The organism is Paenibacillus sp. FSL K6-1230 (genome assembly GCF_038002385.1).
Lineage (GTDB): Bacteria > Bacillota > Bacilli > Paenibacillales > Paenibacillaceae > Paenibacillus > Paenibacillus massiliensis.
Genome location: NZ_JBBOCK010000001.1, coordinates 5,803,706 through 5,815,639 on the forward strand (window position 1 = coordinate 5,803,706; position 11,934 = coordinate 5,815,639).

An 11,934-nucleotide genomic window follows, 5' to 3' on the forward strand; every position below is an offset into this window, starting at 1 on the left:
TAGTGTGAGCTAAGGCTTAGCTTACACTGACAAGGCCCTCCTTAGAAATTCCTTATCCTAGAGTTCACTACGCAGACTCATTTACTTCATAATACTGAACCTTATTCAAGAAACCGACGAATTATATATTATAGTGACGAATATAAGCGGAGGAGAAACACATTGAAGGAGCAGGAGCAATTCAGTATCTGGATTCGGAAAATCAAGGAGGGCGACCGGACAGCCTTTCGACATCTATATGAGACTACTGTTCATGATGTATATCGAACAGTAGTCTTTCTTACTACTCATCAGCAGGATATAGAAGACATTATGAATGAGATATACATCAAGGTGTGGGCTTCTATTGGTAATTATGATACGGACAGACCCTTTCGCCCCTGGCTTCACGGCTTGGTTATCCGGCAAGTCCAGGATTGGAGACGTAAGATGTGGCGAAAATTCCGAATCATAGAGAAACAAACACGGCTGGAGCTGACCCCGGAAGGGCCAAACACAGAACACGCTATTGTGTTCCAGGAGACAAGCCGTGAATTGCTTCAAGCTGTTCATTCCTTATCCTACAAGCTTCGCATTGTTATTTTGCTGCGATATTTCCATGATTATAGCCTCAACCAGATTGCTGAAGTACTAGACCTTCCGGTAGGAACTGTAAAATCTAGACACCATTCGGCTCTGAAGCAGCTTCGAAGGCATTCCATTTGGTTAGAAACGGAAAGTGAGGAGAACGTGTATGTCCAAAAGCAATCATGAGTACCCGTCAAATTCTGCTCTCAGTTCCCTCAAAGAGCTGGAATGCCCACCGGAGCTGACTGAGAGGATCTGGCTCAACACACTGGCTCATGTGGATTCTACCGACATAACTCAACACCAAGCTGCAGAGGTCAGAAAAAAAGCTGGGTACAAACGCAATATATGGCGAGGCATGCTGGTGACAACTTCGGCTGCAGCCTCATTGCTGCTGATGTTGATTGTAGCAAGCCTATTTTCCCCCTCTCTTGCACATGCGTTAAGCAAGCTCCCCGTAGTCGGAGGACTTCTTGCTGTGATGGATCATCTTGGTGTGCAGACCGCTGATGAGCAAGGACGGCTAATGGAGCCGGAGGTCAGTGATACACATGATGGCATCACCTTACGAGTCCCGCAGGTTGCCTATGATGGTAGAGTATTGATGTTCACGGTGATGCGTGAACATCAACATGATGTGGATACCAACAGTCGTCGATCCTTAAGTAAAATTTCTACTGTAGTTAATATGGATGAGGTCTCTAGTCTCCGGACGAATATAGAACACTCTAGCTCGATGGTCAACGGGGAAGCTCTAGACGGGCTTAGTCGCCTGATACCAAGCAAGGGAGCCAACCCTAACGTTGTCTTATTCAAGATTCACAACTATACCAGGGCTCATTCAAATAGTTCAAACCTCCCGGAGGAATTCGAGTTTACAGTTCAGATCAAACTGAAAGACATAGACAAGCCTTTCACGTTGAAATTTCCAGTTAAAAACAATATGGATCAAAGTGAACATACACTCAACATCGTCAAGGAGACATCCGAAGTCACGCTCACACTCCAGAGGATCACATTCACGCCGCTCTCTACGAGCTACAACTTGATGCTACAGCATCATGCCCCTGAAAGCAGAGAGAAGTATCGACAGTTCTGGATAGACATCCTGGATGATCAAGGCAGACAGTTGGACTGGTTTTCAGCATTTGGAGATTACGAGGATGATAGGCATATGCAGAAGCACTACCAATTACTATATGACCGATTCCAATCTCCTCCAGCCTATATCGTGATCAAGCCATTTCTTACCGTCATGCAGCAGCCCAACACGAACAGTGGGCCCTTTGCAAGGGACGCCAATGGAGATATAAAGAAAATGTATTTGAAAGAGCTGGAGATGATCATTCCCATAGATTCAGATCAACTCCAAGGATTGTACGATAATAAAGAAGCCTCTGAATAAGAAAATTCCAAAAGGGGCTGTCTCATAAGTAGATTTTCAACAAAAGCAACAGCCCATATTTATTCAAGAGGCAGTAAACAGACAACAAGGCCACGATTCTCCTGTTGTAGGAGTATCGCGGCCTTGCGTTTTTGGTCCACCGTGGCTTGCTTCAGCATATTATGGGCAAGCGGAAGCCAACCGACCTCAAGCGTCACTTTTTCCATGTTCGTTTTCCGCTTAAACAGTGGAGAGGACGGACTGATTGTGGAAAAGCGGTAGCGGTCGCCTTGGTTTCCGGATTTTCACCGCTTAGGGGAATGAAAAAAATCTGGAGAGCACAGCGATTGAAACAACGGTCCGTTCGCGGAGCGTCCACTCAAGTGCACACGTTGATCTTACTCAAAAAAAGGAGGCGTCCCAGAAACCATTACATGGCTTTTGGGACAGCCCCTTTGACAGCTGCAAAGGTCTCTTCCTCCCTGACGACATCATGATGAAGCTGAGCAACCTGATCAGATCAGGAGCGGGGCGTGACTCCTTTACTTTTCGGCACAGCGTTCTTCCGCTTCATGCTTATGGACCTCGACCAGAGTAGAGAAAAAGGTTGCTCCCTTCCCCATATCGGCCAGTCGAGAGGAGGTCAAGGTATTAGCACGCTGTCCTGCTTTCGTTCCCCACCAGAGGCCTTGACTGACTACCGTGCCTGGCAGCATGGCGTCTACTACTTTGGCACGTAGCTCATAGGTACCTCTATCGTTCCATACTCGAAGGAGGTCCCCGTCCACAATACGCCGAGCAGCTGCATCCTCAGGATGAAGCTGGAGCTGTGGCTCCTTCTCCAATTGCTGATGCTTGCCTACATTGCCGAAGCTCGAATTGAGGAAATTGTGGTTCGGTGGTGAAATGAACATGAGTGGATAACGCTTTGGCTGCTCTCGTTCCACTAGCTCCTCTGTCTGCTGCCTCAGCCCACTTTGCTCCTGCTCTTGCTGCTGAGTCAGCTTCTCACCGTCGAAGCCCTCCACCAATGGAATGTAGGTAGGCAAAGGAGGAAGCCCTGCAGCCTCCAAAGCTTGCGAATACAGCTCAATTTTACCTGAAGGCGTGTTCAGACGATCTAAATATTCGGACTGCGCCGACATGTCCAGCTTGACGAATCGCTGCTCCTGTAGCGCCTCCAGCGTCACTCCCTGCAAATAAGGATTGTCTGGCTTGTTCAGCGCCCCCCGGATCATCTCCTCTGGACTCTCCTCGAATGCCTCCGTATCAAATCCCATTGCCTTGCCCAGTAACGAGAACAACTCAACATTCGTCTTACTCTCTCCCACTGGTGCAATGACGGGCTCCTGCAATTGAATAAAGTGATGCCAATAGGAAGCATATAGGTCCGTGCTTTCAAAGGAAGACGCTGCTGGCAGCACAATATCGGCATACTTAGCCGTATCTGTCATGAATAGCTCATGCACGACGGTGAACAGGTCCTCTCGCGCAAAGCCCTGTTGTACCCTTAGGGTATCTGGCGCTACGACCAGCGGATTACTGCAGTAGACGAACAAGGCTCGAATCGGATGCTCCGTCTCAAGCAGGGCTTCCCCGATTCGATTCATGTTAATTGCACGCGCGTCAGGATTCGGACGCAGATCAGGACGCTCCAGTGCCGCATCGTTCATCGAGTTATAGCCACCATTCCCCTTGAGTGCGCCGCCCCCGCGATTCAACCATTGTCCCGTCAGTGCAGGCAGACAGGCAATAGTACGTACATTCATGCCCCCATTGTCATGATGCTGCAGACCATTTCCAATGTAAATGAAAGCCGCCTTGGAGGTACCATACAAGTCTGCCAGGCGCGTAATATCCTCAATCGGCACACCCGTTATACGGGCGACCCGCTCAGGTGTATAACTCCGAACATGCTCCCGTAGCTCCTCATGTCCTACTGTGTACTGTTCCATGAATTCCTGGTTCGTATAGCCACGCTCGAACAGCAGGTGCATCAGCCCAAGCGCCAAGGCCGTGTCTGTCCCCGGATAGAGTGGAATGAACCAGTCAGCCCACTGCCCGGTACGGTTGCGATGCACGTCGATGACAACGATCTTCGCACCTTTCTTCCTTGCCTTCTCGGCGAGAACCACCTGATGCATATTCGTACTGATCAGGTTGGCACCCCATATGATGATCAGCTCTGCTTGTTCGGTATCCTCTGGACTCACTCCACCATTGAAGCCCATTGTCGCTTTCCAGCCAGCCGTGCCTGCCGAATTACAGATGGTCTGCTCCAATTGGCTGGCTCCCAGAGCGTTAAAGAATCGTCGATCCATTCCATCCACACTGAGCAAGCCCATGTTGCCGTAGAAGCTATATGGCAATATGGATTCGGACCCGTATTCGCGGGACAGCCCCTGGAAACGGGTCGTGATCTCTGCAATAGCCTCATCCCAGCTAATGCGCTCGAATTGGCCACTACCCTTGGCGCCAACGCGCTTCATGGGATACTGTAGCCGCTCGGGGTGATAGACTCGCTCGGTCATATGCCGGACTTTATTACAAATGGCTCCCTTGGTGATCGGATGCTCAGGGTTGCCCGTTACCTTCACGATGCGTCCATCCTGCTTATGTAACAGCAAGCCACAGGTGTCAGGACAGTCCAGCGGACATACTGCCGGAAATATTCCATCGGTCTGCTCTTTCATAGGCGTGAATGTCCCTTCGACCACTTCGTTATCAACTGCATTACTCCCGAGTGCCGCTGTACGGTCTCCGTCCAAGTGCATATTCCGGGGCTCTCCATCCCCAACAATTTTGCTGCTCATCTCTGTGGCACTCCCTTCAGTCCTGTCCTACATCGAATTCCATTTTATCTATCATACTAAAAATTTGAAGTATCCACCAAAAATAAAAAATCCGACTGTTTCATTCATGAGTGCCTCTGGGTAATGAGAATCAAGGCAGCAAGAGGCGAGAGCACACTCCCTCTAATGCCATATCATGGACCACTCCCAAAAAAATTCGCCATGCCAAGTTTCGTTCCCCCGAACCTGGCATGGCGAATTTGTTGTTTGTAGAACATTTACTTTAGAAGGCTTGCTCTCAGCTATACAATTGATGCTGCTGTAAAAAGCGATTTGATGTGCTTCCGTACATCTAGCGGCTGTTATTGTTCACTTACTCTTTCCATCTATTGCTTCTATTCATGTACCTTGATACTGCCTCCATGCACCTTGATGTCACTTCCATGCAACTTAATTTTGCTCGCTACACTTGTTCAGCTGTCGCCGCACCCTTCATTGGATGCTCTTCCGCCTTAGTCGCAGAAGTGTGAGGTGCTTTACGCAAATAAGCCATCCAATATGCCGCTGCTACGAATATACTGCCTCCTGCCAAATTGCCAAGCCATACAGGGATGAAGTTCATAATATAGTCGCCCCAGGAATAGTACCCCTCGAAGATCGCTGCTGGAATCAGGAACATGTTAGCGACAACGTGCTGGAACCCGATCGCAACGAACGCCATTGTCGGGAACCAGATGCCCAGAATCTTGCCACTGATGGAATCCGTACTGTAAGACAGCCACACCGCAAGTGCTACCAACCAGTTACAGCCAATACCGGAGACGAAGGCTTGCAGGAAGCTATCGTGAATTTTGTGCCCAGCCATATCGACCAGCTTATCCAGAAAGGCGCCAGATCCTGTGAGACCTAACACATGTCCAAAAAAGTAGGCAACGAACAACGCGCCCACGAAATTACTAAGTGTAATGATGATCAGATTGCGTACGGCTTCGCCTGTTGTAATTTTCCCCGCCATACGAGCCAGCGGCACCGCCATCATATTGCCTGTCAGCAGTTCTCCGCCTGCCAACAATACAAGCACCAGTCCGACAGGGAACACAGCCGCGCCTATAAAATTCGCAAAGCTCCCCCAGGATGCAGGTGCACTCGCAATGACGCGAATATCGAGTAGGAAGCCAAGTGAAATGAAGGCCCCTGCCAAAAATCCAAGAATAGCAGCTGTCTGCCAGGAATTGTGTGCCTTATGCATGCCGGTCTCCACGGTTTTGGCCGCGATCTGTGCCGGTTTATAGGTTGCCATAACTCTCTCTCCTTTTTAGCCTGCTTCTATAACTCCCAATTATTCATGTAATTCATTGTAAATGGTAATCAGGAGGGTTGTCGTGAAATAAATCACATGACATGAAATTGAAACATACGGCTTGCTGTTTGAGAGTTGGAAATCAGGCTGCCCTAAACTTAGCACATCATTAGCATGTAAAATACAAAAAAGCAGCCTCTATACGAAGCTGCTTCCATCCTGGCATTCAATCATCTTACTTGTTCACGTCCACACACTTAAACGTGAGTGAAGTGGCGCAAGCATATGATTAATTATATTCTTCTTTTTCGATTTGCTTCATGAACCAGCTGATACTTACTACGGATACAATAGCAATGACAATCATGAAAGTAATCCAGAACATTGCCATGGTAGGTCCCCCTTAACATGATTAATTACAAACCATTATACATCATAGTTAAGGGGTGAATTTTCGAAATTCATGACAAAGTAGTGAACAATATCATAGCCATCCGCGCAGCGAATGTTATACAGTAATGGTTTCTCTAGCTTTTACAGCTGGTAAAGCCTGTAGTCCTGCTGTATTCAGGAAATTCCATGGTTTGTTATAGTGTGGCTGGAAGAAGAAGTCGATAAAGGCCAGCTGGTCTACGGTCATATGATTCTGAATGCATACGGACAAGGTATTGATCGACTGGGTCAAATCCACCTCGGACATCAGCTGGGCACCGACGATGCGGCGGCTAGCACGTTCGTATACAACCTTCAATAGCACTTTCTCTGCTGTCGGCATGAATTCCGGACGGTAGCTATCCTCAATCAAGACCGCTTCTACGTCTAGTCCCTCATCCACTGCAGCGGACTCTGTCAGACCTGTACCTGCAATATTTTGCTCATATATTTTGATCCCGGAGGTGCCCTGTGTGCCCATATAAGGTATCGTAGGCTCCACCAGATTGCGCGCTACGAGTGTTCCCATACGTACTGCATTGGTTGCCAGTGGAATATAAGCATTCTTACCTGTAGGGTTGTAATGAATAGCGCAGCTATCACCTGCAGCGAACACATCTGGCTGGCTGCTCTGCATATACTTGTTGACGATAATTGCCCCGTTCGGAAGCATATCGACTTGGCCCTTCAGCAGATCCGTATTCGGACGGAAGCCAATGCACAGGATCACAAGGTCTGTCTCATACGCACCTTTGTCGGTGATAACCTTGCTTACTTTGCCTTGCTCACCTTCAAAACGCGTCACCGTCTGTCCGAGAGCCAGCTTGATTCCATGCTCCTCAAGGGAAGCCTCAATCCGATCTGTATAATCACTGTCCAGATACTTGTTGAGAATACGGTCCATGCTGTCGATCAGTGTGACCTCTTTCCCGTTCATTTGGAATGCCTCTACAAGCTCAATCCCGATATACCCGGCTCCTACAACAGTAATGCGCTTGGCATCCTTGGCTTTCTCAATGATCGTATTGGAGTGATTGTAATTCTTCGATAACAGGATGTTATCGAGCTTGATGCCTTCCAGCTTCGGAATAATCGGCCACGAACCAGTTGTCACAATCAGTTTGTCATAGGTGTCCTCCAGCTCTTGACCTGTAGTCAGGTCACGCGCCTTCAGGCGTTTGCCTTGAGTATCCACCTCGGTTACCTCATGCAGCATCTTGGTTACGACTCCGAGCTCTGCGAGCTGCTGTGGCGACGAATAGAACAGGCCCTCAGGGTCCTTTACTACACCCCCTACATACAATGCAATTCCACACGATAGAAACGATATATTATCATTACGCTCATACACGGTAATTTGCGCGTCAGGGTATAGCTTTGCTGTGTTGACAATGGCTGCTGTGCCTGCGTGTGTACATCCGATAACTGCTACTTTCATGGTGGTTCCTCCTCGAAGTTGAATTCCTCTTGCATAGTCTGATTCGTTTGGCTTGGTTTATACAAATGCGACATGTGATGTTTTTCACTAATGATTACGCGGTTGTGATTTAATTCACTTTATATTGGTATTATAGTGTGACTTTTTTCACATTGCAATAGATTTTCAGTTAGTTCATTGTTTGTTCACAATTTCACATTCTGTAGAACTGATAAAACTATGTTCCACAATTAGACCCAGCCTACGTGCAATTCGCTTAATATGGGCGATTTATCTCACAGTATGTGTGGCCAAGAATCATAACGTACAACAAAAAAACAAGCCTCAACCAAAATAGTGTCAGCTTGTCCAAGACATAGCACACTTCTGGTAAGGCTTGCTGATACATGCATGTTGCAAAGCTTACTGACTGTTGCTTATAGCAGTCCCTCGATCACAGATCTCATGGACTCAGGGGATTCCTTCGGCTCGAAGCGCGCAACAGGAGCACCACTGCGATCCACTACGAATTTGGTGAAATTCCACTGAATCTCACCCTCCGGTTGGTCCCCTGGCTGCTTTTGCTTCAAATACTGGAATAGCGGGGTGGTGTCCGGACCGTTCACTTCTACCTTCGCGAACACCGGGAAATTCACGCCGTAGTTCAATTTACAGAACTCTTCAGCTTGCTCACTCGTGCCTGGCTCCTGCCCACCAAATTGGTTGCAAGGAAATGCTAGTATAGTTAATCCTCTATCTTTGTATTCATCATATAGCTTCTGCAATTCACCGTACTGTGGAGTCAAGCCACATTCGCTGGCCGTATTGGCAATGATCAGAACCTTGCCTGCGTAGGTCTCCAGGGATTGCACCTGATTGGCAGGGGTTATTGCTTGAAATGAATGTACTGACATGTAGCTCATCCTCCTTATATGTTCAACTTTCGATCATATCTATCATACTCAATTTGGCTGGATAATCCAAATGTGTACTTGGGAGGCTGGCGATATGCCTATCCGGATTGGAGCATAATCTCCTGACGACGCTGTTCGCGCTGCGCCCGTGTTAGCTTGGGACAAGAGTAGCAATACTCTCCTTCACCCGTCTTATAGTACTGGCAGCAAGAAGGCTTCATATACATCGTTGTCCCTGGATTATGCGGGTTATCCAACTCGACAAATCGAATACTGAAGGGGTTCCGTGTCCGTCCGAAGAGGGCTCCCTCCATTGTATGGGTTACATAGCCATAGTCTCGCTCCAGTCTGTCACGCTCCCCTTCCGTCTCTAGCATCGGTAAGACCTGATCTCGGAAATAGAGCAGCCCGAGTGGCATTTGTCCCCACAGCTGTCCGATGGGGGCGGATACCGCCTCAGCCAAATTCTCCAGAATGGGACAGATCGTATCCGAGAAGAAGGTGTTGAACTGCTCATCAGCCCAGCTATCGCGTAGCTCCGGGTGCTCAGGGCCAGACTCCATATCATCTAGTGGCTGGAATTGCAGTGACGGATAACCGTCTGCATATTTCACATGAATGACGAGGTTGGATGGCGCCAGGTTGACCGTTCGATTCATGACCGACACCATATAATGCTGTGCCATCACCAGACCTCGCATATAACCGGCACAGTATACCCCTGCTGTCACAATATCATCGCAATCCATATGATCGAGGAACCGGTTAGCCAATAGCAGTGCCGCACCGGGATTGCTCAGATCTGAAGCTGGAACAGAGTAGACTGCCTGCTCTGGATGGGTAAATGTAATCTGGCCATAACGCGCGAGGAGCTCATAGTCCATCGGCTTCATTGTTGTATCGCCTTCTTTCTGCAGACGGCTGTCCATGCCGCCTGTCATTCAGACATCTAAGGTATCTGATCAAACATAACTCCACAACATCATAGTCTGCCGCTACATGACTAAGCACATGCCTGTTATTCTACACAACCACGTACCTTCTTATCTCGCTCGCTACTGCAATCATCTTGTCTTGCTTTGCAGTGGTTGCACTGTAACTACAGCAGGCTAACAACGCATCAACGCACATTACAGACTTATCGCCCAGCAGCTACGCGAATCAGATGCTCTACTTGTTCTGCCGGAGCAGCTGCAGAATCAGAGGCTGTATTTACTGGTGTATGATGACCTGCCAGAGCATACGGGAGACACAGCGGTACGCCAGAACGCGGATCCGTCACAATGTCTGCCTCAATGCCGAATACATCCCGTAATACTTCACAAGTCATTACATCAGCAGGAGAACCGACAGCCTGTGCCTTGCCTTTCTTAATAGCTATCATGTGGTTCGCATAACGAGCTGCATGATTCAGATCATGTACGACCATAACAATAGTCCGTTTCGCATCCGTATTCAAGTGCTCCAGCAGTTGCAGCACCTCTAGCTGGTGAGCCATATCGAGGAAAGTTGTAGGCTCATCCAGAAACAATATATCCGTCTCTTGGGCAAGCGCCATGGCAATCCATGCACGCTGACGTTGACCACCAGACAATTGGTCGATCGGGCGATCGTGGAATTCCGTCATGCCCGTCACCTCAACAGCCCACTCCACAATCTTACGGTCCTCCGCCTTCAGGGAACCAAAGCCCTTCTGATACGGAAAGCGTCCATAGGATACCAGTTCAGTCACTGTAAGTCCTTCAGGCGCAGTCGGATTCTGCGGCAGAATGGCTAGCTGCTTGGCCACCTCCCGAGTTGACTGTTTATGGATGGATTTGCCGTCGAGCAGGACCGTTCCTCCCTTGGGCTGCATGATCCGGGCCATGGTCTTGAGAATAGTAGACTTGCCTGAGCCGTTCGCGCCGACCAATGCCGTAATTTTTCCTTGTGGAATTTCAATATTCAGATCCTCTACAATAAGACGCTCCTCATAGGCAATATTCAGACCGACTGTATTCAAACGGAACATGCTCATCATCCCTCTCAATTATGTGTACTATGCGAATCGTTATATGGACTGCTTAGACTGTTACCTAAGCTTCATTTCTACTAAAAGCTAACTAGCCACGTGATCTTGCCAGCAAGTACAGGAAGTATGGTGCACCAATCACGGCTACCACAATACCTGTAGGTATTCCTGACGGTTGAATGACGGTTCGTGCAATGCTGTCCCCTACCAGCATGATTAACGCGCCCACAAGCGCGGATACGGGGATGAAATACAAGTGCCGTGGCCCGACAAGCCTACGTGCCACATGCGGTCCGATCAGACCAAGGAAGCTAATCCCTCCGCTCACCGAGACACAGGAGGCACTCAAAGCCACAGCGGCGATCAGCAGCACCAGACGTTCACGATTCAGACGGCTGCCAAGACCCACTGCAGTCTGATCTCCAAGCATGAATACATCCATCTGTCTGGCCTTCGTCAGCACAAACGGAATCAGAATCAATATCCATGGCAGCAGAGCGGCCACAAAGGTCCAATTTGTCCCCCATATACTGCCTGCCAGCCAGTTCGCTACAAAGTCATACTGTCTCTCGTCCAGTCTGATGACCAGCACCAGCATCGCAGCCTGAATGCCAGCCGCCATAGCAATACCAGCAAGCAGCAGTCTGGTCGTAGACAGACCCTTATGTCGGCGGTAGGCCAGCAAATATATAGACAATGCAGCTACCATCGAACCGACTATAGCGATGAACGGTAGCCGGAACGGCGAAGCGCCTGTACCAAGCGGATTCAAGGTGATGAATAGCGTCACCGCCAGACCAGCACCCGAGTTAATCCCGAGAATTCCCGGATCAGCAAGTCCATTGCGCGATACCCCCTGCAGGACTGCGCCCGCCACCGCTAAGCCGGCTCCGATCAATAAGCAGATGACAATGCGCGGCAGCCGGAATTCAAACAAAATGAGCGACTCCTTGCTGCTGCCCATACCGAACAACGTTCTCATGACCTGCAGCGGAGACAGCGCCGTGTAGCCGGTGTTCATGCTAATGACAAATACAATCACAATTAATATAAATAACAGCCCAGATACCTTGAGCAGCCTGGATTGACGACTGGAGCTCCACAGATTGGGTTCCAT

General features: G+C 48.9%; 9 protein-coding genes. 2 read left to right on the forward strand and 7 right to left on the reverse strand.

What is annotated here, in order from left to right:
- The first annotated feature begins 162 nt into the window (after positions 1–162).
- Both MKX74_RS25735 and MKX74_RS25740 read left to right on the forward strand, forming a co-directional pair.
- Positions 163–753 (forward strand): sigma-70 family RNA polymerase sigma factor, encoded by a 591-nt coding sequence (locus MKX74_RS25735; protein WP_341180208.1) that lies wholly within the window; start codon positions 163–165, stop codon positions 751–753.
- The gene (locus tag MKX74_RS25740; protein ID WP_341180209.1) at positions 734–1,972 is read left to right on the forward strand and encodes a DUF4179 domain-containing protein; all 1,239 of its coding nucleotides are present in this window, start codon (positions 734–736) and stop codon (positions 1,970–1,972) included. The genes MKX74_RS25735 and MKX74_RS25740 overlap by 20 nt, the downstream gene beginning before the upstream one ends.
- A 521-nt stretch (positions 1,973–2,493) precedes the next feature.
- On the opposite strand, the gene MKX74_RS25745 is transcribed toward MKX74_RS25740, so the two are convergent.
- The 7 genes from MKX74_RS25745 to MKX74_RS25775 all read right to left on the reverse strand — a co-directional run bounded on the left by MKX74_RS25745 (position 2,494) and on the right by MKX74_RS25775 (position 11,934).
- Entirely contained in the window at positions 2,494–4,644 is a 2,151-nt protein-coding gene (locus MKX74_RS25745) for a molybdopterin-containing oxidoreductase family protein (RefSeq protein ID WP_341180661.1), read from the reverse strand.
- 562 nt (positions 4,645–5,206) lie between these two features.
- Positions 5,207–6,043 (reverse strand): formate/nitrite transporter family protein, encoded by an 837-nt coding sequence (locus MKX74_RS25750; RefSeq protein WP_018884091.1) that lies wholly within the window; start codon positions 6,041–6,043, stop codon positions 5,207–5,209.
- A gap of 508 nt (positions 6,044–6,551) precedes the next feature.
- A complete protein-coding gene (locus tag MKX74_RS25755; RefSeq protein ID WP_341180210.1) occupies positions 6,552–7,913 on the reverse strand; it encodes an FAD-dependent oxidoreductase in 1,362 nt (453 codons plus the stop codon).
- Between the two features lie 416 nt (positions 7,914–8,329).
- Positions 8,330–8,806: a glutathione peroxidase gene (locus tag MKX74_RS25760; RefSeq protein ID WP_018884088.1), complete on the reverse strand. Its 477-nt coding sequence runs from the start codon at positions 8,804–8,806 to the stop codon at positions 8,330–8,332.
- Between the two features lie 98 nt (positions 8,807–8,904).
- The gene (locus tag MKX74_RS25765; protein ID WP_341180211.1) at positions 8,905–9,747 is read right to left on the reverse strand and encodes a (2Fe-2S)-binding protein; all 843 of its coding nucleotides are present in this window, start codon (positions 9,745–9,747) and stop codon (positions 8,905–8,907) included.
- A 197-nt stretch (positions 9,748–9,944) separates the two neighbouring features.
- Positions 9,945–10,817, reverse strand: a complete 873-nt coding sequence (locus MKX74_RS25770) for an ABC transporter ATP-binding protein (RefSeq protein WP_028589785.1) — start codon at positions 10,815–10,817, stop codon at positions 9,945–9,947.
- Between the two features lie 91 nt (positions 10,818–10,908).
- Positions 10,909–11,934 (reverse strand): FecCD family ABC transporter permease, encoded by a 1,026-nt coding sequence (locus MKX74_RS25775; RefSeq protein WP_028589786.1) that lies wholly within the window; start codon positions 11,932–11,934, stop codon positions 10,909–10,911.

What these genes read in the sequence shown, in the direction of transcription:
- MKX74_RS25755 (WP_341180210.1), bottom strand. Translation starts at nt 7,913, where the DNA reads ATGAAAGTAGCAGTTATCGGATGTACACACGCAGGCACAGCAGCCATT.
- MKX74_RS25750 (WP_018884091.1), bottom strand. Translation starts at nt 6,043, where the DNA reads ATGGCAACCTATAAACCGGCACAGATCGCGGCCAAAACCGTGGAGACC.
- MKX74_RS25770 (WP_028589785.1), bottom strand. Translation starts at nt 10,817, where the DNA reads ATGTTCCGTTTGAATACAGTCGGTCTGAATATTGCCTATGAGGAGCGT.
- MKX74_RS25775 (WP_028589786.1), bottom strand. Translation starts at nt 11,934, where the DNA reads ATGGAACCCAATCTGTGGAGCTCCAGTCGTCAATCCAGGCTGCTCAAG.
- MKX74_RS25765 (WP_341180211.1), bottom strand. Translation starts at nt 9,747, where the DNA reads ATGACAGGCGGCATGGACAGCCGTCTGCAGAAAGAAGGCGATACAACA.
- MKX74_RS25740 (WP_341180209.1), top strand. Translation starts at nt 734, where the DNA reads ATGTCCAAAAGCAATCATGAGTACCCGTCAAATTCTGCTCTCAGTTCC.
- MKX74_RS25745 (WP_341180661.1), bottom strand. Translation starts at nt 4,644, where the DNA reads ATGAAAGAGCAGACCGATGGAATATTTCCGGCAGTATGTCCGCTGGAC.
- MKX74_RS25760 (WP_018884088.1), bottom strand. Translation starts at nt 8,806, where the DNA reads ATGTCAGTACATTCATTTCAAGCAATAACCCCTGCCAATCAGGTGCAA.